At 59.8% G+C, this 23580-nt stretch carries 24 protein-coding genes; 17 read left to right on the top strand and 7 right to left on the bottom strand.

Features of this window, described 5'->3' with window-relative positions:
* Positions 1-14: 14 nt before the first annotated feature.
* The 3 genes from HX783_RS07975 to zapE all read left to right on the top strand — a co-directional run bounded on the left by HX783_RS07975 (position 15) and on the right by zapE (position 3198).
* A complete protein-coding gene (locus HX783_RS07975; RefSeq protein WP_177016521.1) occupies positions 15-644 on the top strand; it encodes an alpha/beta hydrolase in 630 nt (209 codons plus the stop codon).
* Between the two features lie 24 nt (positions 645-668).
* Positions 669-2024 (top strand): tryptophan--tRNA ligase, encoded by a 1356-nt coding sequence (locus HX783_RS07970; RefSeq protein ID WP_177016520.1) that lies wholly within the window; start codon positions 669-671, stop codon positions 2022-2024.
* A 79-nt stretch (positions 2025-2103) separates the two neighbouring features.
* Positions 2104-3198, top strand: a complete 1095-nt coding sequence (zapE, locus tag HX783_RS07965) for a cell division protein ZapE (RefSeq protein ID WP_177016519.1) — start codon at positions 2104-2106, stop codon at positions 3196-3198.
* Between the two features lie 63 nt (positions 3199-3261).
* Here zapE and HX783_RS07960 read toward each other — a convergent pair whose 3' ends face one another.
* A complete protein-coding gene (locus HX783_RS07960) occupies positions 3262-3531 on the bottom strand; it encodes a hypothetical protein (protein ID WP_177016518.1) in 270 nt (89 codons plus the stop codon).
* 259 nt (positions 3532-3790) lie between these two features.
* Entirely contained in the window at positions 3791-4711 is a 921-nt protein-coding gene (locus HX783_RS07955; RefSeq protein ID WP_174245663.1) for a GlxA family transcriptional regulator, read from the bottom strand.
* A 220-nt stretch (positions 4712-4931) separates the two neighbouring features.
* Here HX783_RS07955 and HX783_RS07950 point away from each other — a divergent pair, with 220 nt between their 5' ends.
* The gene (locus HX783_RS07950; RefSeq protein WP_177016517.1) at positions 4932-6068 is read left to right on the top strand and encodes an acyl-CoA dehydrogenase family protein; all 1137 of its coding nucleotides are present in this window, start codon (positions 4932-4934) and stop codon (positions 6066-6068) included.
* Between the two features lie 127 nt (positions 6069-6195).
* On the opposite strand, the gene HX783_RS07945 is transcribed toward HX783_RS07950, so the two are convergent.
* The gene (locus HX783_RS07945) at positions 6196-7236 is read right to left on the bottom strand and encodes an NADP(H)-dependent aldo-keto reductase (RefSeq protein WP_177016516.1); all 1041 of its coding nucleotides are present in this window, start codon (positions 7234-7236) and stop codon (positions 6196-6198) included.
* Between the two features lie 248 nt (positions 7237-7484).
* Between HX783_RS07945 and rplM the strand changes: the two genes are divergently transcribed.
* The 8 genes from rplM to HX783_RS07905 all read left to right on the top strand — a co-directional run bounded on the left by rplM (position 7485) and on the right by HX783_RS07905 (position 13284).
* Complete coding sequence (rplM, locus tag HX783_RS07940; protein ID WP_003171742.1) at positions 7485-7913, top strand: 50S ribosomal protein L13; 429 nt, start codon at positions 7485-7487, stop codon at positions 7911-7913.
* Positions 7914-7927: 14 nt separating this feature from the next.
* Positions 7928-8320, top strand: coding sequence for a 30S ribosomal protein S9 (gene rpsI, locus HX783_RS07935; RefSeq protein WP_003171743.1), 393 nt, complete (start codon positions 7928-7930; stop codon positions 8318-8320).
* 265 nt (positions 8321-8585) lie between these two features.
* Positions 8586-9182 (top strand): ubiquinol-cytochrome c reductase iron-sulfur subunit, encoded by a 597-nt coding sequence (gene petA, locus HX783_RS07930; protein ID WP_053254389.1) that lies wholly within the window; start codon positions 8586-8588, stop codon positions 9180-9182.
* Entirely contained in the window at positions 9182-10393 is a 1212-nt protein-coding gene (locus HX783_RS07925; protein WP_159954232.1) for a cytochrome bc complex cytochrome b subunit, read from the top strand. Before petA ends, HX783_RS07925 begins: the two co-directional genes overlap by 1 nt.
* On the top strand, positions 10393-11172 hold the full coding sequence (locus HX783_RS07920; RefSeq protein ID WP_159954233.1) for a cytochrome c1: 780 nt from the start codon (positions 10393-10395) through the stop codon (positions 11170-11172). The genes HX783_RS07925 and HX783_RS07920 overlap by 1 nt, the downstream gene beginning before the upstream one ends.
* A gap of 149 nt (positions 11173-11321) precedes the next feature.
* Entirely contained in the window at positions 11322-11939 is a 618-nt protein-coding gene (locus HX783_RS07915) for a glutathione S-transferase N-terminal domain-containing protein (RefSeq protein ID WP_159954234.1), read from the top strand.
* Between the two features lie 17 nt (positions 11940-11956).
* A complete protein-coding gene (locus HX783_RS07910; RefSeq protein ID WP_177016515.1) occupies positions 11957-12376 on the top strand; it encodes a ClpXP protease specificity-enhancing factor in 420 nt (139 codons plus the stop codon).
* Positions 12377-12534: 158 nt separating this feature from the next.
* Complete coding sequence (locus HX783_RS07905; protein WP_177016514.1) at positions 12535-13284, top strand: FadR/GntR family transcriptional regulator; 750 nt, start codon at positions 12535-12537, stop codon at positions 13282-13284.
* Between the two features lie 162 nt (positions 13285-13446).
* Here the strand turns inward: HX783_RS07905 and HX783_RS07900 are convergent, their stop codons facing one another.
* Positions 13447-14604, bottom strand: coding sequence for a phospholipase (locus tag HX783_RS07900; protein ID WP_177016513.1), 1158 nt, complete (start codon positions 14602-14604; stop codon positions 13447-13449).
* Positions 14605-14840: 236 nt separating this feature from the next.
* Here HX783_RS07900 and kdgD point away from each other — a divergent pair, with 236 nt between their 5' ends.
* The 5 genes from kdgD (at position 14841) to HX783_RS07875 (ending at position 21486) form a co-directional block, all read left to right on the top strand.
* On the top strand, positions 14841-15752 hold the full coding sequence (kdgD, locus tag HX783_RS07895; RefSeq protein ID WP_159954238.1) for a 5-dehydro-4-deoxyglucarate dehydratase: 912 nt from the start codon (positions 14841-14843) through the stop codon (positions 15750-15752).
* Between the two features lie 54 nt (positions 15753-15806).
* Positions 15807-17252 (top strand): aldehyde dehydrogenase family protein, encoded by a 1446-nt coding sequence (locus tag HX783_RS07890; RefSeq protein ID WP_110622098.1) that lies wholly within the window; start codon positions 15807-15809, stop codon positions 17250-17252.
* 186 nt (positions 17253-17438) lie between these two features.
* Positions 17439-18803, top strand: a complete 1365-nt coding sequence (locus tag HX783_RS07885) for an MFS transporter (RefSeq protein WP_177016512.1) — start codon at positions 17439-17441, stop codon at positions 18801-18803.
* Between the two features lie 11 nt (positions 18804-18814).
* Entirely contained in the window at positions 18815-20368 is a 1554-nt protein-coding gene (gene garD, locus HX783_RS07880) for a galactarate dehydratase (protein WP_177016511.1), read from the top strand.
* Between the two features lie 176 nt (positions 20369-20544).
* The gene (locus HX783_RS07875; RefSeq protein ID WP_177016510.1) at positions 20545-21486 is read left to right on the top strand and encodes an AEC family transporter; all 942 of its coding nucleotides are present in this window, start codon (positions 20545-20547) and stop codon (positions 21484-21486) included.
* A 122-nt stretch (positions 21487-21608) separates the two neighbouring features.
* Here HX783_RS07875 and HX783_RS07870 read toward each other — a convergent pair whose 3' ends face one another.
* From HX783_RS07870 to HX783_RS07860, 3 genes are read right to left on the bottom strand one after another with little or no spacing between them, the layout of a single operon-like run.
* Positions 21609-21989, bottom strand: a complete 381-nt coding sequence (locus HX783_RS07870; protein ID WP_159954242.1) for a carboxymuconolactone decarboxylase family protein — start codon at positions 21987-21989, stop codon at positions 21609-21611.
* On the bottom strand, positions 21986-23041 hold the full coding sequence (locus HX783_RS07865) for a calcium/sodium antiporter (protein WP_177016657.1): 1056 nt from the start codon (positions 23039-23041) through the stop codon (positions 21986-21988). Before HX783_RS07865 ends, HX783_RS07870 begins: the two co-directional genes overlap by 4 nt.
* 50 nt (positions 23042-23091) lie before the next feature.
* Positions 23092-23463 (bottom strand): septal ring lytic transglycosylase RlpA family protein, encoded by a 372-nt coding sequence (locus HX783_RS07860; protein WP_159954243.1) that lies wholly within the window; start codon positions 23461-23463, stop codon positions 23092-23094.
* Between the last annotated feature and the right edge of the window lie 117 nt (positions 23464-23580).

The raw sequence follows: 23580 nt of genomic DNA, 5'->3' as shown, positions 1-23580 counted from the left end.
TTCATTCCTTGCTCATGCGTGAAACCCCCGTTTTGATCGATGGCCCGGTTGGCCAATTGGAAGCCCTGTACCTTGATCACCCCGAGCCACGTGGCCTGGCGCTGATCTGCCACCCGAACCCGGTGCAGGGCGGGACCATGCTTAATAAAGTCGTTTCGACCCTGCAACGCACCGCCCGCGATGCCGGTTTGATTACTTTACGTTTTAACTACCGTGGCGTCGGTGCCAGCGCCGGTACTCACGACATGGCCACGGGTGAAGTGGACGATGCCGAAGCGGCCGCCACCTGGCTGCGGGAAAAACACCCCGACTTGCCAATCACTCTGCTCGGGTTCTCATTCGGCGGTTACGTGGCCGCCAGCCTCGGCGGGCGCCTGGAAGCAAAGGGCGAACAGCTGGCGCACCTGTTCATGGTCGCTGCCGCCGTGATGCGCCTGCGCGATACCGACGTGCTGCCCCAAGGCTGCCCATTGACCCTGATCCAGCCGGAAACCGACGAGGTGGTCGACCCGCAAGTGGTCTACGACTGGTCCGCGGCCCTGAAACGCCCCCATGAGCTGCTGAAAGTGGCAGAATGCGGACACTTTTTTCATGGCAAGCTGACCGATCTCAAGGATCTGGTGCTGCCGCGCCTCTCGAATTGATAGCAGTCTGATAAGCGATTACCCATGACGACTCGTACCCGTATCCTCACCGGCATCACCACCACCGGCACGCCGCACCTGGGCAACTACGCCGGCGCGATCCGCCCGGCGATCCTTGCCAGCCAGGACGCGAATGCCGATTCCTTCTACTTCCTGGCCGACTACCACGCCTTGATCAAGTGCGATGACCCGCAGCGCATTCAGCGCTCGCGCATGGAAATCGCCGCGACCTGGCTGGCCGGTGGCCTGGATGTGAACCGAGTAACCTTCTACCGTCAGTCGGACATCCCGGAAATCCCCGAGCTGACCTGGCTGCTGACCTGCGTTGCCGCCAAGGGCCTGCTTAACCGCGCCCACGCCTACAAGGCCTCGGTGGACAAGAACGTCGAAACCGGCGAAGACCCGGACGCGGGTATCACCATGGGCTTGTACAGCTACCCGGTGCTGATGGCCGCGGACATCCTGATGTTCAACGCGCACAAGGTGCCGGTCGGCCGCGACCAGATCCAGCACGTGGAAATGGCCCGCGACATCGGCCAGCGTTTCAACCATCTGTTCGGCAACGGTAAAGAATTCTTCACCATGCCCGAGGCGTTGATTGAAGAAAGCGTCGCCACCTTGCCGGGCCTGGATGGCCGCAAGATGTCGAAAAGCTACGACAACACCATCCCGTTGTTCACCAGCGCCAAGGACATGAAGGACGCGATCTCGCGGATCGTCACCGATTCGCGCGCGCCTGGCGAAGCCAAAGACCCGGACAATTCGCACCTGTTCACCTTGTTCCAGGCGTTTGCCACCAAAGCCCAGGAAGAAGAGTTCCGCGCCGAATTGCTGCAAGGCCTGGGTTGGGGCGAGGCGAAGAGCCGTCTGTTCCAACTGCTGGACGGCCAGTTGGGTGAGGCGCGCGAGCGTTATCACCAGTTGATGTCGCGCCCGTCGGACATGGAAGACCTGCTGCTGATCGGCGCCAAGAAAGCCCGTGCGGTCGCGGCGCCGTTCCTGGCCGAGTTGCGTGAGGCTGTTGGCCTGCGCTCGTTCGTCAACCAGGCCGCCGCGCCGGTGGCTGCCAAGAAGAAAGCCGCCAAAGCCGCACGCTTTGTGAGCTTCCGCGAAGACGACGGCAGCTTCCGCTTCCGCCTGCTGTCGGCCGAGGGCGAGCAACTGCTGCTGTCGCGCAACTTTGCCGACGGCAAAACGGCGGGCGCGGTGACCAAGCAATTGCAAAACGGTGACGCGCTGGATGTACGCCCCGAGGCCCTGAGCTTCAGCGTATGGCTGGATGGCGCTGTGGTAGCTGACAGTGCCGCGTTCGCCGACGAAACGTCGCGTGACGCCGCCATCGCCGCTCTGCGGGTGGCGTTGACGCCAATCGAGGATTAACCCGACCAAGGGTTGATTGCCATTATCCGGGGCCGTCGTTACAGTGGCGGCCCGTTTTTGTTGCCTTGCTAACGAAATTATGACGCCCCTAGAACGATATCAAGCTGATCTGAAACGCCCTGAATTCTTCCATGACGCCGCCCAGGAAAACGCCGTGCGTCATTTGCAGCGCCTGTACGACGACCTGATCGCGGCCTCGCACAACAAGCCAGGGATGTTCAGCAAGCTGTTTGGCAAGAAAGACCACACACCGGTCAAAGGCCTGTACTTCTGGGGTGGCGTGGGCCGGGGCAAGACTTACCTGGTCGACACCTTCTTCGAAGCGTTGCCGTTCAAGGAAAAGGTCCGTACGCACTTCCACCGCTTCATGAAGCGCGTGCACGAAGAAATGAAGACCCTGCCGGGCGAGAAAAACCCGCTGACCATCATTGCCAAGCGCTTCTCCGAAGAAGCGCGGGTGATCTGCTTCGATGAATTCTTCGTTTCCGACATCACCGACGCCATGATCCTGGGCACGCTGATGGAAGAGCTGTTCAAGAACGGCGTAACCCTGGTCGCCACCTCGAACATCGTGCCCGACGGCCTGTACAAGGACGGCCTGCAGCGCGCACGCTTCCTGCCCGCCATCGCGCTGATCAAGCAGAACACCGAGATCGTCAACGTCGACAGCGGCGTCGACTACCGCCTGCGTCACCTTGAGCAAGCCGAGCTGTTCCACTTCCCGCTGAACGAAGCGGCGCATGAAAGCCTGAAAAAGAGCTTCCGCGCGCTCACGCCGGAATGCACAAAGGCGGTGGAAAACGACAAGCTGATGATCGAGAACCGCGAAATCATCGCGCTGCGCACGTGCGATGACGTGGCCTGGTTCGAGTTCCGCCAACTGTGCGACGGCCCGCGCAGCCAGAATGACTACATCGAACTGGGCAAGATCTTCCACGCGGTGATCTTGAGCGGCGTAGAGCAGATGAGCGTCACCACCGACGACATCGCGCGACGTTTCATCAACATGGTCGACGAGTTCTACGACCGTAACGTGAAGCTGATCATCTCGGCGGAAGTCGAACTCAAGGACCTCTACACCGGCGGTCGCTTGAACTTCGAATTCCAGCGTACGCTGAGCCGCTTGCTGGAAATGCAATCCCACGAGTTCCTGTCGCGCGGGCATAAGCCGTAAGTGAAGTGATCGAACTGTAAAAGGCCCGCAGTCATTACGGGTCTTTTATAGGGTTGGCGCAGGTTAAAAAGTGATCTGGTCGTCGCGCGGCGGCGGCGGTGTCACGGGGATCGTGAGGCCGTCTGGGGTAATCAAATTAACTGCGCCGTCTGGCTCGATCTGGAGTTTGGCCTCCTTCGGTTGATCCTTTGCACCCTTTTTCTTCTTGTTCTTCTCTTCGTCGTTCTGATCGTTCTGCAGCGACTCAGCCTGATTCGCGTCTGGTTTATCGGCGCTGGATGTCTGGTTCAACTGTACAGCCGGGTTGAGCGAGCTGCTTGATATGGATGACATGGTGGAATCTCCGCTCTGGTTTAAGCCAAATGAATTTAGAAAAAGCCTTTCGCGAGTCTGAATTCAATCCGACAGAAACAGCCGACTTCTTCTAGCGCTTAACATGCCAGCCGCACTGGGCGCAGGGGATTCGTCTTCGTCCTGTACTGCTGTAGGAAATGGAGGCCTTGCTTGAGGTGTGGGTAGGGCTCAACGGGTTTTTGGTTCGACCCTGCACCATTGCGGTATGGCAGGGTCGCTTGCATCGTCAGGGGCGGATCTATGCGGCTTGCTGAAATTGCTGCCGGTACTGGTTCGGCGACAACTCCGTGTGCTGCCTGAACAACCGTGCAAAGAAGCTCGCATCGTCGTAACCCACCTCATAACTGATGGTCTTGATGCTCTTGCGGCTGCCCGAAAGCAAGCCCTTGGCGGTCTCGATGCGCAACCGTTGCAGGTAATGCAGCGGCTTGTCGCCGGTGGCGGTCTGGAAGCGTCGCATGAAGTTGCGAATGCTCATGCCGTGCTCCCGCGCGACGTCTTCAAAGCGGAACTTGTCGGCAAAATGCTCTTCGAGCCAGTGCTGGATCTGCAGGATGATCACGTCCTGGTGCAGCTTCTGGCCGCCAAAACCGATGCGCCCCGGCGCGTAGCTGCGCTGCACTTCGTAAAGAATGTCGCGGGCCACGGCCTGGGCGATGTTGGCGCCGCAGAAACGTTCGATCAAATAGATGTAGAGGTCGCAGGCCGAGGTGGTGCCGCCGGCGCAATACAGGTTGTCGGCGTCGGTCAGGTGCTTGTCCTGGTTGAGCTGCACCTTGGGGAAGCGTTCGCTGAAGGCCGTGAAGAATCGCCAATAGGTGGTCGCCTCCTTGCCATCCAGCAGGCCGGCTTCGGCCAACCAGAACACGCCGGTGGCTTCGCCGCAGAGCACTGCGCCACGCGCATGTTGGGCGCGCAACCACGGCAGCACTTGCGGATAGCGTGTGCACAGCGCGTCGAAGTCGTCCCAGAAGGCCGGCAGCACGATGATGTCGGCGTCTTCGAGGCCGCCGTCCACCGGCATGATCACATCACTGAAGCTGCGCACCGATTGCCCGTCGGGGCTGACCAGGCGTGTTTCAAACGCTGGGGTCAGGCCCAGGCCTTGTTGTTTGCCATACCGCAGGCTGGCGAGATGGAAGAAATCCTTGGCTTGCATGAGGGTTGAAGCGAATACCCGATCAATGGCCAAAATGCTGACGCGCCGCAACGGCGTGGAGATTTGGTTAGACATAATTTCATTTATTCTTATAGGGGAAAGTGGTCACCAGACGGCTGGATCGTCTTATTTTTTGTCGCATGTGTCCAGTGTCCTGTGACGCCTTCGCGGCATAGGCTCTGGGGTCTGGCTTTTGTCCGACAATCCACGCAGGTGACCCATGATCCCCAGAACCTTGTTCAGCTCGGAGCACGAACTCTTCCGCGAGAGCGTGCGCACCTTCCTCGAAAAACACGCCGCGCCGTTCCATGCGCAATGGGAGAAACAGGGCTACATCGACCGTGGACTGTGGAGCAAGGCGGGGGAGGCGGGCATGTTGTGTTCGCATCTGCCGGAGGAATATGGCGGCCTGGGCGCGGACTTTTTGTACAGCGCGGTGGTGATCGAAGAGATCAGCCGCCTCGGTTTGACCGGCATCGGGTTTTCCCTGCATTCGGACATCGTCGCGCCGTACATCCTGCATTACGGCAGTGAAGCGCTGAAACAGAAATACCTGCCCAAATTGATTTCGGGCGAGATGGTCACAGCCATCGCCATGACCGAACCGGGCGCCGGCTCCGACTTGCAGGGCGTGAAGACCACGGCGGTGCTGGACGGCGATGAATACGTGATCAACGGCTCCAAGACTTTTATCACCAATGGCTTTCTCGCCGAGCTGGTGATCGTGGTGGCCAAGACCGACCCCAAGGCCGGCGCGAAGGGCACCAGCCTGTTTTTGGTGGAAGCGGATACGCCGGGCTTCGACAAGGGCAAGCGCCTGGAGAAGGTCGGCATGAAGGCCCAGGACACCTCGGAGCTGTTCTTCCAGGACGTGCGCGTGCCCAAGGACAACCTGCTGGGCCAGGCGGGCATGGGCTTCGCGTATTTGATGCAGGAGTTGCCGCAGGAGCGTTTGACCGTGGCGATTGGCGCGCTCTCATCGGCTGAAGCGGCGTTGGCGTGGACGTTGGAATACACCCGCGAGCGCAAGGCGTTCGGCAAGGCGATTGCCGACTTCCAGAACACCCGGTTCAAGCTGGCGGAGATGGCGACCGAGATTCAGATTGGTCGTGTGTTCGTCGACAAATGCATGGCGTTGCACCTGGAAGGCAAGCTCGACGTGCCTACCGCGGCGATGGCCAAGTATTGGGCCACGGACCTGCAATGCAAGGTGCTCGACGAGTGCGTGCAGTTGCACGGCGGCTACGGTTTCATGTGGGAATACCCGATTGCACGGGCTTGGGCGGATGCGCGAGTGCAGCGAATTTATGCGGGGACCAATGAGATCATGAAGGAGATTATTGCGCGGGCGCTCTGATGGTTTTGTAGTGGTGCAGATGGCCCCTTCGCGAGCAAGCCCGCTCCCACATTCGATCGCATTCCAAATGGATGTACTCGGTCAAATGTGGGAGCGGGCTTGCTCGCGAAAGCGGTCTAACTGACGGTCAAGGCGCAGGGTTCGGATGATCCTTCTGAATCGCCTCAATCCCTTCCAACACTTCTTTCGACAGTTTCAGGTCGGCACTGGCAATGTTGCTGTCCAGTTGCTCCAGTGTCGTGGCACCAATAATGTTGCTGGTCACAAACGGCTGTTGCGTCACGAACGCCAGCGCCATCTGCGCCGGGTCCAGGCCGTGCTCGCGCGCCAGTGCCACATAACGGCTGCAGGCGGCCTCCGACTGCGGGTTGAAGTAGCGGCTGAAGCGGCTGTATTCGGTCAGGCGCGCCTTGGCTGGGCGTGCGCCGTTCTCGTACTTGCCGCTGAGCATGCCGAATGCCAGCGGCGAGTAGGCCAGCAGACCGCATTGTTCACGAATCGCAACTTCCGCCAGGCCCACTTCAAAGCTGCGGTTAAGCAGGTTGTAGGGGTTCTGGATCGACACCGCGCGGGTCCAGCCACGGGCTTCGGCCAGGGCCAGGAACTTCATGGTGCCCCACGGGGTTTCGTTGGACAGGCCGATGTGACGGATCTTGCCGGCCTTCACCTGTTCGTCCAGCGCTTCGAGGGTTTCTTCCAGCGGGGTCAGGTCGTCTTCGTCCTTGTGCTTGTAGCTCAGCTGGCCGAAGAAGTTGGTGCTGCGCTCCGGCCAGTGCAACTGGTAGAGGTCGATCCAGTCGGTCTGCAGGCGTTTGAGGCTGGCATCCAGGGCTTCGACGATGTGCTTGCGGTTGTGGCGCAGGTGACCATCACGGATGTAATCGATGGTGTTGCCGGGGCCGGCGATCTTGCTGGCGAGGATCCAGTCGGCACGGTCGCCGCGGCTTTTGAAGTAATTACCGATGTAACGCTCGGTGGTGGCATAGGTGTCGGCCTTGGGCGGCACCGGGTACATTTCGGCTGTGTCGAGGAAGTTGATCCCCGCGGCCTTTGCCCGTTCGATCTGCGCGAAGGCCTCTGCCTCGCTGTTCTGCTCACCCCAGGTCATGGTGCCCAAGGCTATCGCGCTTACGTTCAGATCGGTTCGGCCCAGCTGTCGATAATCCATCGGGTACTCCTTCGGGGAAAACAATCATAAAAGCAGGTTGAATTTTTTTTCGCAATCTGCATAATTGCCCACCTCTTTCTGCAGTGGAAGTGATGCGCCGCCTGCCGAAGAATCTTGCCGTTGAACGGACGCGCCGACCCGAGCCCCCGATAGCGTCTGTATCCGGCTGCCTTTGACTTGTCAAAGTACGCACTATTCAGTAAGATCCGCCGTCTAATTTACAGGGCGGCCCCTGAGGCTATTAAAGAATGACAACTTTTACTGCAAAACCGGAAACAGTTCAGCGCGACTGGTTTGTCGTCGACGCCGCTGGTCAGACCCTGGGTCGTCTGGCCACTGAAGTCGCCAGCCGTCTGCGTGGCAAGCACAAGCCTGAGTACACCCCTCACGTTGACACCGGTGACTACATCGTGATCATCAACGCTGAGCAGGTACGTGTTACCGGCAACAAAGCGCAAGACAAAATGTACTACCGTCACTCCGGTTTCCCAGGCGGTATCAAGTCTTCGAACTTTGAAGGCCTGATTTCCAAGAAGCCTGAAGCCCCGATCGAAATCGCGGTCAAAGGCATGCTGCCGAAGGGCCCACTGGGTCGCGATATGTTTCGCAAGCTGAAAGTCTATGCGGGCGCTGTACACCCTCATGCTGCTCAGCAGCCCCAAGAACTGAAGTTTTAACGGAATAGTTCATTATGTCGGCGACTCAAAATTACGGCACTGGCCGTCGCAAAACCGCAACCGCACGCGTTTTCCTGCGTCCGGGCACTGGTAACATCTCGATCAACAACCGCACTCTGGACAACTTCTTCGGTCGCGAAACTGCCCGCATGGTAGTTCGTCAGCCGCTGGAACTGACCGAGACCGTTGAAAAGTTCGACATCTACGTCACCGTTATCGGTGGCGGTGTAAGTGGTCAAGCTGGCGCAATCCGCCACGGTATCACTCGCGCTCTGATGCAGTACGACGAAACCCTGCGTGGCGCTCTGCGCAAAGCTGGCTTCGTTACTCGCGATGCTCGTGAAGTTGAACGTAAGAAAGTCGGTCTGCGTAAAGCGCGTAAGCGTCCGCAGTACTCGAAGCGTTAATTCGCTTTACGTTCCACAAAAACGCCCAACTCCTCACGGAGCTGGGCGTTTTTTATTGCCTGCGATTTATGCACATTTTTCGCCGTGACAACTTGCCACATCCGTAGACCCCCTATACTACAAGGCCTGGAGGGGCAGCCCCGGGCAATTCCCTTGTCATACGTGGGGCTTTTCATTACCATCCGACAAAATTTTTATAAGTAAAGATTCAACACTTAGTAGACGCCTGATTTAACAGGCCAAAAAGCTGATGGGAGAGGACTGAATGAGCAATGACGGCGTGAATGCAGGCCGGCGTCGCTTCTTGGTAGCAGCCACATCCGTGGTGGGTGCTGCAGGAGCGGTGGGGGCTGCGGTCCCGTTCGTGGGGTCATGGTTTCCCAGTGCCAAGGCGAAAGCCGCAGGTGCACCGGTGAAGGTGAATGTCAGCAAGATCGACCCAGGCCAGCAGATGATTGCTGAGTGGCGCGGTCAGCCGGTCTTCATCGTTCGTCGTACTGAGGAAATCCTGGGGAATCTGAAGAAAATCGAAGGTCAGCTGTCTGATCCCGATTCGAAGAATTCCGAACAACCCGCCTACGTCGATAAGGAAATCCGTTCGATCAAGCCAGAGATCCTGCTGCTGATCGGTATCTGCACCCACTTGGGTTGCTCGCCTACTTTCCGCCCTGAAGTTGCTCCTGCCGACCTGGGCAAAGACTGGGTCGGGGGTTACTTCTGCCCCTGCCACGGCTCCCATTACGACCTGGCCGGTCGCGTCTACAAGTCACAACCCGCACCACTGAACCTGCCAGTTCCGCCACATCACTACGAGACTGACAGTGTCATTGTCATTGGCGTCGACGAGGGGGAGAAAGCCTGATGAGCAAGTTCATGGATTGGGTGGATGCGCGTTTCCCCGCTACCAAGATGTGGGAAGACCATCTCAGCAAATATTACGCACCAAAAAACTTCAACTTCTTCTACTTCTTCGGCTCACTGGCACTCTTGGTGCTGGTCAACCAGCTGGTCACAGGCGTGTGGCTGACGATGAGTTACACGCCGTCGGCCGAAGAGGCCTTCGCCTCCGTTGAAGGGATCATGCGCGACGTCGAGTACGGCTCGATTCTGCGCTTGCTGCACTCCACCGGCGCCTCGGCGTTCTTCATCGTGGTCTACATGCACATGTTCCGTGGCTTGCTCTACGGTTCGTACCAGAAACCCCGCGAGCTGGTGTGGGTGTTCGGCATGCTGATCTACCTGGCGTTGATGGCCGAGGCCTTCATGGGCTACCTGCTGCCGTGGGGCCAGATGTCGTACTGGGGCGCCCAGGTGATCATCTCGCTGTTCGGCGCAATCCCGGTCATCGGCAACGACCTGACCCAGTGGATTCGTGGCGACTACCTGATCTCCGGCATCACCCTGAACCGCTTCTTCGCCCTGCACGTCGTGGCGCTGCCGATCGTGATTCTGGGCCTGGTGGTGCTGCACATTCTGGCGCTGCACGAAGTGGGTTCGAACAACCCGGATGGCGTCGACATCAAGAAGCACAAAGACGAAAACGGCATACCGCTGGACGGCATTCCGTTCCACCCGTACTACACCGTGAAAGACATTGTCGGCGTGGTGGTGTTCCTGTTCATCTTCTGCTCGATCGTGTTCTTTTTCCCGGAGATGGGCGGGTATTTCCTCGAGAAGCCTAACTTCGAACAGGCCAACGCCTTCAAGACACCTGAACACATTGCACCGGTCTGGTACTTCACGCCGTTCTACGCGATCTTGCGGGCGATTCCAGACAAGCTCATGGGCGTTGTTGCCATGGGGGCGTCGATTGCGCTGCTGTTCGTGCTGCCGTGGCTTGACCGCAGCCCGGTCAAGTCGATGCGCTACAAGGGATGGTTGAGCCGGATCTGGCTGGTCGTGTTCTGCATCGCGTTCATGCTGCTGGGCTGGACCGGCGTCAAGGCACCGACGCCTGCGCTGACAGTGCTGTCGCAGGTATGCACCTTCCTGTACTTCGCCTACTTCATTCTGATGCCGTTCTACACCCGGCTCGAGAAGACCAAACCGGTTCCGGAAAGGGTGACTGGCTGATGAAAAAATTATTTGTTGCATTGATGCTTGCGGCGCTGCCGCTACTGTCCTTCGCCGCCGAGCATGGCGCAGAGCTGGAGAGCGTCGACATCGACGTCTCTGACAAGGCCGCCATGCAGGATGGCGCGCGTACGTTCGCCAACTACTGCATGGGTTGTCACAGCGCCAAGTTCCAGCGTTATGAGCGTGTCGCCGATGACCTGGGAATACCCCACGAACTCATGATGGAAAAACTGGTGTTCACGGGCGCCAAGATCGGCGATCACATGAACATCGGCATGCAGCCTGCCGACGCCAAGGCCTGGTTCGGTGCTGCACCGCCTGACTTGACCCTGGTGGCGCGCGTGCGCGGCACCGATTGGCTGTATGGCTACCTCAAATCCTTCTACGAGGACCCGGCGCGCCCTTGGGGTGTGAACAATAAAGTCTTCCCGAACGTCGGCATGCCTAACGTTCTGGTCGGCCTGCAGGGTCGCCAAGTGGTAGGATGCAAGCAGGTTCAGGTCGTTGAAGACGGCAAGAAGCAATATGATCCGTTGACCGGCACGCCTTTGACTCATGAAGCGTGCGATCAACTGACCATCGTGCCCAAGACCGGTACGCTGAATGAAGAGCAGTTCGACGAGAAGGTCAAGAATCTGGTGACCTTCCTGGCCTACTCGGCCAACCCGGTCAAACTGCAACATCAGCGCATCGGCACCTATGTATTGCTGTACCTGGCTTTCTTCTTCGTGTTCGCCTATCTGCTTAAACGCGAATACTGGAAGGATGTGCATTGATCCAACCGTAAGCAATTGCTGTTAATCTTGCGCGCCCAGCGGCATCTCTGAACACGTAGCGCTCTGGTTCAACCAGGCACTGCAGAGATGCTCTCTGGGCGCGCTCGTTTTTGAGCTTTCGATAATTTCAACAAGCGAGGAGGACCGCCATGGGCGTGACCAATCGGTTGGCCTGTTACTCCGACCCCGCCGACCACTATTCCCACCGAGTACGCATCGTGCTCGCAGAGAAGGGTGTCAGCGCCGAGATCATCAGTGTGGAGGTGGGTCGTCATCCACCAAAACTGATCGAAGTGAACCCTTACGGCAGCTTGCCCACCCTGGTCGATCGTGACCTGGCGTTGTGGGAGTCAACCGTGGTGATGGAATACCTGGATGAGCGTTACCCTCATCCGCCTTTGCTGCCGGTGTACCCGGTGGCGCGTGCCAACAGCCGCCTGCTGATCCATCGGATCCAGCGTGACTGGTGCGGGCTGGTGGATGTGATTCTGGATTCACGTACAAAAGAAGCCGTTCGAGTGCAGGCACGCAAGGAATTGCGTGAGAGCCTGACCGGTGTTTCGCCGCTGTTCGCCGACAAACCTTTTTTCCTCAGCGAGGAACAAAGTTTGGTGGATTGCTGCCTATTACCCATACTCTGGCGCTTGCCGATTCTCGGTATTGAACTGCCGCGGCCGGCCAAGCCGTTGCTTGATTACATGGAGCGCCAGTTTGCGCGTGAGGCTTTCCAGGCGAGTCTGTCTGGTGTCGAACGCGATATGCGCTAAGGCTTAAGGAGCCGCTGATGAACTCCAGTCGACCCTATTTGGTCCGCGCGCTCTATGAGTGGATTGTGGACAACGATTGCACCCCGCACATGCTGGTCAACTCTGAATTTCCGAAAGTTGACGTACCGCAGGGTTTTGCCAGTGATGGGCAAATTGTGCTGAACGTATCGCCGAGTGCCGTGCGCCACCTGCACATGGACAACGAGGCGGTGAGCTTTGAAGGGCGTTTTGGCGGCGTGCCGCATACGCTGTTCGTGCCGATTGGCGCGATTCTCGGGATCTATGCCCGTGAGAATGGCCAAGGCATGGTGTTTGATCTGGAGTCGCCTTTCGAGGACGACGAATCGATCGAAGGCGAAGACGGTGATGATTTGCCACCACCCGATTCCGAGCCACCGCGTCCAAGCGGTCGGCCGAGCCTGAAAGTGGTGAAGTAAGCGGCTTTCACCCTCGGGTGGGTCGTAAAGATGCCTCGACATATGTCGGGGCATTTTTTTGCGTGAAGGATGTGGATGAAAGTCGCGACAGAACGGTGATCGTACAACCGCCATGGGCTATGATGCGGGCTCAAGTTCGCCGAGAAAGATGGTTCATCATGGAAAACGCCAACACCGCCCTTCGTCTTCCCCGCAAGCGCCGCAGCCTTGCCCAGGAATTGGTCACGGTGTTGTCCGAGCAGATCCGCGACGGCCAACTCAAGCGTGGCGATAAGTTGCCCACCGAGTCGGCCATCATGGAAGCCCATGGCGTCAGCCGCACCGTGGTGCGTGAAGCCATCTCGCGCTTGCAGGCGGCGGGGCAGGTGGAAACCCGCCATGGTATCGGCACCTTTGTGCTGGACACGCCAAGCCCCAGCGGTTTTCGCATTGACCCGGCCACGGTGGTGACATTGCGTGATGTGCTGGCGATTCTGGAACTGCGCATCAGCCTGGAAGTGGAGTCGGCAGGCCTTGCCGCGTTGCGTCGCAGCGACGAGCAACTGGCCGCCATGCGTGCCGCCCTCGATGCCCTGAATGAAAGCGCGGCGCACGCCGGCGATGCAGTGGCCTCAGACTTCGCGTTCCACCTGGAAATTGCGCTGTCCACCGGCAACCGCTACTTCACCGACATCATGACCCACCTGGGCACCAGCATCATTCCGCGTACTCGCTTGAATTCGGCGCGCCTGGCCCATGATGACCAGCAGCACTACATGGGCCGCCTGAGCCGCGAACACGAAGAGATTTATGAGGCGATTGCCCGCCAGGATTCGGATGCGGCGCGGGCAGCCATGCGCTTGCATTTGACCAACAGCCGCGAGCGGCTGCGCCATGCCCATGAAGAGGCAGAGGCGCAGCGCGTTTAACCGGGCAACCGAGTTGCGCCGGGTGTAAATTGATCCAAGTGTGGGAGCGGGCTTGCTCGCGAATGCGGTGTGTCAGTCTGCACATGCATCAACTGAAAGAACGCCTTCGCGAGCAAGCCCGCTCCCACATTTGATCTCCTTGGCCTGGAGGTTTGCGTCTATTTAGCTGGCCGGCTGGTTAGGCTTGTAAGACTGAAGCAGCAAGTAAGTACTCCAACCCCACCAATCATTGGTCCAGTGTTTGTCGTTGAGGTCATTCACGTCCTTGCGACGCAGCACCTTGTCTCCCTCCATCTTGAACAGCGGCGAGAAGTTGTTCGCCGGGTTCTGCGCGGCATTCAGGTCCGGCACGTACAGCGGCGCCTTGAAGTTGGCCGGGGAGGGCGCGACACCGCTGATAAAGGTCTCGAAGATCTCATCAGCCGAGGCCTGCACCGCGCGTTTGACCATCGCCCGATTGTCCGCGTCGATGGCGTCGAAGTAGCGTTTATCCCCATAGGCATGCCATTGATCACCCTTGGCATTGCGCACCTTGAGCCCGAACTTGCTGTCTTCATCGTGCATGAAGCGGCTGATCAGCGAGCCCAGTTCGCCCGGCGTCACCACCGCCGCCAATTGTTTGCGCGGCACGCGCAGATGGCCGGCGGAAAACAGGTCGGTCAAAAAGTGATCAGCAAAGCTGTTCATTGCATAGGCCAGTTCCAGTGCCTGGTCGGTGCCGGTTTGATGGGCCACGACTGCTTGTTGCAACGCCGCCGTATGCCCGGCCAGGTAGGCCGACAGCGCCCATTCGCCGAAGTGGTCGGCGTTGTCCGCGGCCAGCTTCAAATAGCGCCCCAGCGGAATCAAGGCCGACACCGCACTGCCACCGCCGGTGATGCGGTTCCATTCTTCAGACAACGTATCGCCCAGCGCGTCATAGGCTTCGTGGGGTTGTTTGCCGTCCTTGATCGCCTGCTTGACCGCGTTGATCTCCTTTTGCATCACCGCGAGGATCTTCCCGGCTTCTTCCCGCGAGGCGGGCAGCACTGCCAGCGAATTGAACGCGGCGCCAAAGCGTTGCACGCGCTCTGCAGGCGTGGCGCCGTCGCTGATGGGTTGGCCAGGGATGCCATAGAAGTCACCGCCCAAGGCGATCACTTGGCCGTAGGTGAGCGCCAGCCCGTTGGGCAGGTGCAGCTCGACTTGGTGGGCGGGAATCGCCGGGGCATCTTTGACGAAACGCAACAGCGTTTCATCGCCGATAGCCGTGTGTTCACCGCCTTCGAAACGCAGAGTCGGTGGGTTTTTTTCGGGTGCTGCGAGTTCAAGACCTGACATGTTAGCTCCTTGCTATGTCGTAGGAATCTTCCTTAATAACTGTATGTATATACAGTTAACTGGAGCATAGAGGAATAATTTCCTACGTCAAGAAGTCAGATTTAAACGCTCAGCCTCGGATGAAGCCCGATGAATTGCTGTTGACGAATCTTTTTATAGTTGTACGATGACGTACGACATCACCAAAACCAACAACAACCTTTCGACAGAAAGTCTTCGCCCAGGGTGTTCGAATAATGAATCCACAAGAACTGAAGTCCATCCTCTCCCACGGTCTGCTGTCTTTCCCCGTGACCGATTTCAATGCGCAGGGTGACTTCCACCAGGCGGGTTACATCAAGCGTCTGGAATGGCTGGCCCCGTACGGCGCCACGGCCTTGTTCGCCGCCGGCGGCACCGGTGAGTTTTTCTCCCTGGCCGCCAGCGAATACTCCCAAGTGGTGAAGACCGCTGTTGATACCTGCGCCACCAGCGTGCCGATCCTCGCCGGTGTCGGTGGTTCGACGCGCCAGGCCATCGAGTACGCCCAGGAAGCCGAACGCCTGGGTGCCAAAGGCCTGCTGTTGCTGCCGCACTACCTGACCGAAGCCAGCCAGGACGGTGTTGCCGCCCACGTGGAAGCGGTGTGCAAGTCGGTCAAGATCGGCGTGGTGGTCTACAACCGCAACGTCTGCCGCCTGACCGCGCCATTGCTGGAACGCCTGGCCGAACGCTGCCCGAACCTGATCGGCTACAAAGACGGCCTGGGTGATATCGAGTTGATGGTGTCCATCCGCCGTCGCCTGGGTGACCGTTTCAGCTACCTCGGCGGCCTGCCGACTGCAGAAGTTTACGCCGCTGCCTACAAGGCCCTGGGCGTGCCGGTGTACTCCTCGGCGGTGTTCAACTTCATCCCGAAAACCGCGATGGACTTCTACCACGCGATTGCTCAGGACGATCACGCCACCGTCGGCAAGATCATCGACAACTTCTTCCTGCCTTACCTCGACATCCGTAACCGCAAAGCCGGTTATGCCGTGAGCATCGTCAAGGCCGGTGCAAAAATCGCCGGCTACGACGCAGGCCCGGTCCGCACGCCGCTGACCGATCTGCTGCCGGAAGAATACGAAGCCCTGGCCGCGCTGATCGACAAGCAAGGTCCGCAGTAACTCATCAACAAGGCCGCTGAGAGATCAGCGGCCTTTTGCGTCAGGAGAAGATTTGTGTCCCAAGCCAAACGTTTTGAGAACTACATCAACGGCGAGTGGGTGGCCGGTGCCGACTACTGCAACAATATCAACCCGTCGGAGTTGTCCGATGTCATCGGCGAATACGCCAAGGCTGACGTAGCCCAAGTCAACGCCGCCATCGACGCCGCCCGCGCTGCTTTCCCAGCCTGGTCGACCTCCGGCATCCAGGCTCGGCACGATGCCCTGGATAAAGTCGGCAGCGAAATCCTCGCCCGCCGCGAAGAACTCGGCACCCTGCTGGCCCGGGAAGAGGGTAAGACCCTGCCCGAAGCCATCGGCGAAGTGACCCGCGCCGGCAACATTTTCAAGTTCTTCGCCGGTGAATGCCTGCGCTTGTCCGGTGACTACGTGCCGTCGGTGCGCCCGGGCGTCAATGTTGAAGTCACCCGCGAAGCCCTGGGTGTGGTCGGCTTGATCACGCCGTGGAACTTCCCGATTGCCATCCCCGCCTGGAAAATCGCCCCGGCCCTGGCCTACGGCAACTGCGTGGTGATCAAACCGGCCGAATTGGTGCCGGGTTGCGCCTGGGCCCTGGCCGAAATCATTTCCCGCGCCGGCTTCCCTGCCGGTGTGTTCAACCTGGTAATGGGCAGCGGCCGCGTGGTCGGCGACGTGTTGGTCAACAGCCCGAAAGTCGACGGCATCAGCTTTACCGGCTCGGTCGGCGTTGGTCGTCAAATCGCCGTCAGCTGCGTGTCGCGCCAGGCCAAAGTGCAGTTGGAAATGGGCGGCAAGAACCCGCAGATCATTCTCGACGACGCCGACCTCAAGCAGGCTGTCGAGTTGTCGGTACAGAGCGCGTTCTACTCCACCGGCCAGCGTTGCACCGCCTCCAGCCGCTTGATCGTCACGGCCGGTATTCACGACCAGTTCGTCGCGGCCATGGCCGAGCGCATGAAGTCGATCAAAGTCGGCCACGCGCTGAAAAGCGGCACCGACATTGGCCCGGTGGTTTCCCAGGCCCAGCTGGATCAGGACCTGAAATACATCGACATCGGCCAAAGCGAAGGCGCGCGGCTGGTCAGCGGTGGCGGCCTGGTCACCTGTGACACCGAAGGTTACTACCTGGCGCCGACGCTGTTTGCCGACAGCGAAGCCGCCATGCGCATCAGCCGTGAAGAAATCTTCGGCCCAGTGGCCAACGTGGTGCGCGTAGCGGACTACGAGGCGGCGCTGGCCATGGCCAACGACACCGAGTTCGGCCTCTCGGCGGGTATTGCCACCACCTCGCTGAAGTACGCCAACCACTTCAAGCGCCACTCCCAGGCCGGGATGGTGATGGTCAACCTGCCGACCGCCGGTGTGGATTATCACGTGCCGTTCGGTGGGCGTAAGGGTTCGTCGTACGGTTCGCGTGAGCAAGGTCGCTACGCGCAAGAGTTCTACACCGTGGTGAAAACCAGCTACATCGGGTCGTAACACGCAACACCCGTGGGAACTGGCTTGTGTGGGAGCTGGCTTGCCTGCGATAGCGGTACATCAGTCATAGAGAGGTTGACTGGTACACCGCTATCGCAGGCAAGCCAGCTCCCACATCGAGCGGCTCCTGCACTTAAAACAGAAATGCTTACCCGCAAAAAAAATAATTAGTGGGAGTACATCTTCATGCAAGCGACCAAGCCGACCCACGTCCGCTATTTGATCCTGCTCATGCTGTTTCTGGTGACCACGATCAACTACGCCGACCGGGCTACTATCGCTATCGCCGGCTCCAGCCTGCAAAAAGACCTCGGCATCAGCGCGGTCACCCTCGGTTATATCTTCTCCGCATTCGGTTGGGCCTACGTGGCCGGGCAAATCCCCGGCGGCTGGCTGCTGGACCGGTTCGGCTCGAAAAAAGTCTATGCCCTGAGCATCTTCACCTGGTCGCTGTTCACCATCCTGCAAGGCTATGTCGGCGAGTTTGGTGTCTCCACTGCCATCGTCGCGCTGTTTATGCTGCGCTTCATGGTGGGCTTGGCCGAAGCGCCGTCGTTCCCCGGTAATGCGCGCATCGTGGCCGGCTGGTTCCCCACCGCCGAACGCGGTACGGCCTCGGCGATCTTCAACTCGGCGCAATACTTCGCCACGGTGCTGTTCGCGCCGCTGATGGGCTGGATCGTCTACACCTTCGGCTGGCAGCATGTGTTTATCGTGATGGGTGGCATTGGCGTACTGTTCTCGCTGATCTGGCTGAAAATTATCCACAGCCCGCGCCAGCACCCGATGATCAACGACGCCGAACTCAAGTACATCTCCGAGAACGGTGCGATGGTCGACATGGACCAGGAAAAAGCCAAGGGCCAGAAAACCGACGGACCCAAGTGGGATTACATCCGCCAACTGCTGACCAATCGCATGATGCTCGGCGTGTACCTGGGCCAGTACTGCATCAATGGCATCACCTATTTCTTCCTGACCTGGTTCCCGGTGTACCTGGTGCAGGAACGCGGCATGACCATTCTCAAGGCCGGTTTCATTGCGTCGCTGCCGGCGATCTGCGGGTTTATCGGCGGCGTATTGGGCGGGTTGATTTCCGATTACCTGCTGCGCAAGGGCCACTCGCTGACCTTCGCGCGCAAGGCGCCGATCATTGGCGGCTTGCTGGTGTCGTGCAGCATCGTCGCGTGCAATTACGTGGATATCGAATGGATGGTGGTGGGCTTCATGGCCTTGGCCTTCTTCGGTAAAGGCGTTGGCGCACTGGGTTGGGCGGTGGTGTCCGACACCTCGCCGAAACAAATCGCCGGGCTCAGTGGCGGCCTGTTCAATATGTTTGGCAACCTGGCGTCCATCAGCACGCCGATCGTGATTGGCTACATCATCGCCACCACCGGCTCGTTCAAGTGGGCCTTGGTATTTGTCGGTGCCAACGCGCTGCTGGCGGTGTTCAGCTACCTGGTGATCGTTGGCCCGATCAAGCGTGTGGTGCTCAAAGAGCCGCCCAGCAAAGGGCCTGAGCTGACCCAATTTACCCAAGCGCATTCCTGAGGGGCGATGTAATGCAGTTGATTGAACATGCCGACTCGCCGCGCTCGATCCGTTTGCACGAGCGCGACAACGTGGTGATCGTGGTCAACGACCAGGGCGTACCGGCCGGGACCGAGTTCCCGGACGGCCTGGTGACCGTGGATTTCATCCCGCAAAGCCATAAGGTGACCCTGGAAGACATCCCCGAAGGCGGTCAGATTATTCGCTACGGCCAGACCATTGGTTACGCCCTGGCGCCGATTCCACGTGGCAGTTGGGTGCAGGAAGACCAACTGCGCATGCCCACCGCGCCGCCGTTGGACAGCTTGCCGCTGTCCACTGAAGTGCCTGAAACCCAGGCGCCGTTGGAAGGCTTTACCTTCGAGGGGTATCGCAATGCCGACGGCACCGTGGGCACGCGCAATATCCTCGGCATCACCACCACGGTGCAGTGCGTCACCGGCGTGCTGGACCATGCGGTCAAGCGCATCAAGGACGAGTTGCTGCCCAAGTACCCACATGTCGATGACGTGGTGGCGCTGACCCACAGCTACGGCTGCGGCGTGGCGATTACCGCGACGGATGCTTACATCCCGATTCGCACCGTGCGCAACCTGGCGCGCAACCCGAACCTGGGCGGCGAAGCGCTGGTGATCAGCCTGGGCTGCGAGAAGCTGCAGGCCGGGCAGGTGATGCACGACAACGACAGCTCCGTCGACCTGAGCGAGCCGTGGCTGTATCGGCTGCAGGATTCCAGTCATGGCTTTACCGAGATGATCGAGCAGATCATGGCGCTGGCCGAGGTGCGCTTGAAGAAACTCGACCAGCGCCGCCGCGAAACCGTGCCGGCGTCGGAGCTGATCCTGGGCATGCAGTGCGGCGGCAGCGATGCGTTTTCCGGCATCACCGCCAACCCGGCGCTCGGCTATGCCTCGGACCTGCTGCTGCGAGCCGGGGCGACGGTGATGTTTTCCGAAGTCACTGAAGTGCGTGACGCCATTTACCTGCTGACTTCTCGTGCCGAGAGCAAAGAAGTTGCCCAGGCCCTGGTCAGGGAAATGGACTGGTACGACCGTTACCTGGCCAAAGGCGAGGCGGACCGTAGCGCGAACACCACGCCGGGCAACAAGAAAGGCGGGTTGTCGAATATCGTCGAGAAGTCCCTGGGCTCGATCGTCAAATCCGGCAGCAGCGCGATCAACGGCGTGCTCGGCCCGGGCGAGCGCTTCAAAGGCAAAGGTCTGATTTTCTGCGCGACGCCGGCCAGTGACTTTGTCTGCGGCACCTTGCAGCTGGCGGCCGGGATGAACCTGCACGTGTTCACCACCGGGCGTGGCACGCCTTATGGGTTGGCGATGGCGCCGGTGGTGAAGGTCTCGACGCGTACGGAATTGGCGCAACGCTGGCCGGACCTGATCGATATCGATGCCGGACGCATCGCTACCGGGCGTGCGAGCATTGAGGAATTGGGCTGGGAGTTGTTCCACTTCTACCTGGACGTGGCCAGCGGCAAGAAACAGACGTGGGCGGAGCGGCATAAGCTGCATAACGACATCACCCTGTTCAACCCGGCACCGATCACCTGAAACCGCGTGATCGTTCCCACGCTCCGCGCGGGAATGCCTCTTTGGACGCTCCGCGTCCGCTGTGAAGGGGCGCGGAGCGCCCCGGGCTGCGTTCCCACGCAGAGCGTGGGAACGATCCGGGTGAATCTGGCTTATCATTAGCCACCTGACGACACCCACCCAAGGTTCTCCCCGGCATGCTGGCTATCTTCCTCACCACCCTCACCATCACCGCGCCGGTGTTTGCCATGCTGTTTCTCGGTGTGCTGCTCAAGCGCATCAACTGGATCAACGACAACTTTATCCACACCGCCTCGTCCCTGGTGTTCAACGTCACCATGCCGGCGCTGCTGTTTCTCGGCATTCTGCATGCCGACCTGCACGCGGCGCTCAAGCCGGGTTTGCTGATTTACTTCGCTGTCGCCACGCTGCTGAGTTTTGCCCTGGCCTGGGGCTGGGCGATTTTCCGCTGCCCGCCCGAAGACCGCGGCATCTACACCCAGGGCGCGTTTCGCGGCAATAACGGCGTGATCGGCCTGGCGCTGGCGGCCAGCATGTACGGCGACTACGGCATTTCCCTCGGCGCGATCCTCGCCGCCCTGGTGATCCTGTTCTACAACACTCTGTCGACCATCGTGCTGGCGGTGTACAGCCCCGTGATCAAATCCGACCCGTGGAGCATCTGCAAAAGTGTGGTGGCCAACCCGCTGATCATCAGCGTGATTGCGGCGGCGCCGTTCGCGATTTTCAAGATCGGCCTGCCGGGCTGGCTGGAGTCGTCCGGGCAGTACCTGGCGGACATGACCTTGCCGCTGGCGTTGATCTGTATCGGTGGCACCTTGTCGTTGGCGGCCTTGCGCAAAAGCGGGAGCATGGCGTTGAGTGCCAGCCTGGTGAAGATGGTGGGCCTGCCGGTGTTCGCGACGCTGGGTGCGTGGTTGCTGGGCTTTCGAGGGCCGGAACTGGGGATTCTGTTTTTGTACTTCGGCGCACCGACGGCGGCGGCGAGTTTTGTCATGGCCCGGGCGGCCGAGGGCAATCATGAACTGGCGGCGGCGATTATTGTGATTACTACCTTGATGGCGGCGGTGACCACCAATATCGGGATTTTTGTGTTGCAGGCGGGTGGTTGGATCTGAATGTTGTGGTGGGTTCGAGGGCCATTCGCGAGCAAGCCCGCTCCCACATTTGACTGAGTTCCGGCATGAAAATGCGGTCGAATGTGGGAGCGGGCTTGCTCGCGAAAGCTATCTGACAGTCACTACTTATCTGCCTGATACGCCTCAATCACTTCCTGCGCTGCCCGAAACGCATCAATCGCCGCCGGCACGCCCGCGTACACCGCGCAATGCAGCAGCGCCTCGCGAATCTCCTCCACCGTGCACCCGTTGTTCAGGGCGCCACGTACGTGGCCCTTGAGTTCCTGCGGGCACTTGAGCGCAGTGAGGGCGGCGAGGGTGATCAGGCTGCGCGTCTTCAGCGGCAGGCCTTCACGGTTCCACACGCTGCCCCATGCGTGTTCGTTGACGAAATCCTGCAGCGGCTGGGTGAACTCGGTGGCATTACCCAAGGCGCGGTCGACAAACACATCGCCCATAACCTGGCGACGCATTTCAACCCCGGGCTTTTTCTGATCGGTCATTGCGATTCCCTCTTGTGTTGGCGGCGCCAGGCTTGCAGCGAGCTGAACAACAGGAACGCCACCAGCGCCGGCAGGACGTAATACAGCATCAATTGTTCAAGCTTGGTCGCCAGCGGCATGCCAAAGGTGAACGACACCACATGCAGCCCATACGCCAGGTACAGGCCCAGGAACACCAGGCCTTCGGCGCGGGTGACGCGGTAGCCGGTATAAAACACCGGCAGGCACAGCACAATCACACCGAGCATCACCGGCAAATCAAAATCCAGCGCATTGGGCGACACGGACAGCGGCGACGGCGCCACGAGGGCGGTAAACCCGAGCACCCCAAGCAGGTTGAACAGGTTGCTGCCGATCACGTTGCCCACGGCAATCTCGCGCTCGCCGCGCAGCGCGGCAATCAGTGACGTGGCCAGGCACGGCAGCGAGGTGCCGACACCAATCAGCGTGAGGCCGATGATGCGCTCGGACAAGCCCAAGTCGCTCGCCACGTCCACTGCCGCGCCCAGCAGCAAATGCCCGGCCAGCACCAGGATCAACAGCCCGCTCAGCATCAGCGATGCGCTGCTCAGCCAGGGCGCCCTGGCCACGGTGTCCAGTGTGCGCGGGCGGCGGGAGTGGCGGGTCTGATAGTGCAAAACACCCAGGTAGGCCGCCAGTGCAATCAGCAGGAACAGGCCATCGAGCGGGGTCAGTTCTTCGTTGGCGGCCAGGGTAAACACCAGCAGGCCGGCACAAATCATCACCGGGATATCCAGGCGCACCAACTGCCGGGACACGCGCAATGGGATGATCAGCGCGGCGAGGCCCAGAGTGACCAGCGTGTTGAAGATACTGCTGCCGATCACGCTGCCCACTGCGATATCGGTATTACCGGCCAGGGTGGCCTGCAGGCTCACGGTCATCTGCGGCGCGCTGCTGCCGAAGGCGACGATGCTCAGGCCGATGATCAGTGGCCGCACCTTGAGGCTGGCCGCCAGGCGCACGGCGGCGCGCACCAGGATTTCGGCGCCGACGATCAGCAGCACCAGGCCGCTGACCAGTTCGATCAGGCTCCAGGATGAGAGGGCGGTTAATGCGGAAATGGCCAAGGCTCCCTTGATTAGTTGCTCATGGCTTGCACGCGAACCCGCGCAGTGCCGCTGCCCAGCATACCGAGTTGTTCGGCGGCCCTGCGTGAAACGTCGATCAGGCGCCCACGGGTATGTGGGCCGCGATCATTGATGCGCAGTACCACGGATTTGTTGTTGTCGAGGTTGGTTACCTTGACCTGTGTGCCGAAGGGCAGGCGCCGATGGGCGGCGGTCAGGGCATTCTGGTTGAAGGGTTCACCGCTGGCGGTTTTGTTGCCATGGTGCTTGGCGCCGTAATACGAGGCGGTGCCGGTTTCGTCGTAGCCGTTGGGGTCGATGAGGCCGCTGGCGCAACCGGCCAACAGAGAGAACAGGGCCAGCAGGCCGAGTAGACGCTTCATTCAAGGTGTCCCCGGTGATCGTTCCCACGCTCCGCGTGGGAATTCAGCCCGTGACGCTCCGCGTCACAAAAGCGGACGCGGAGCGTCCTGTGAGGCGTTCCCACGCAGAGCGTGGGA

The sequence above is a fragment of the Pseudomonas sp. D2002 genome, from assembly GCF_013385735.1.
Classification (GTDB): Bacteria; Pseudomonadota; Gammaproteobacteria; order Pseudomonadales; family Pseudomonadaceae; genus Aquipseudomonas.
The sequence above is the reverse complement of the archived record's forward strand: the minus strand, read 5'-3'. Positions and strand labels throughout refer to the sequence as shown.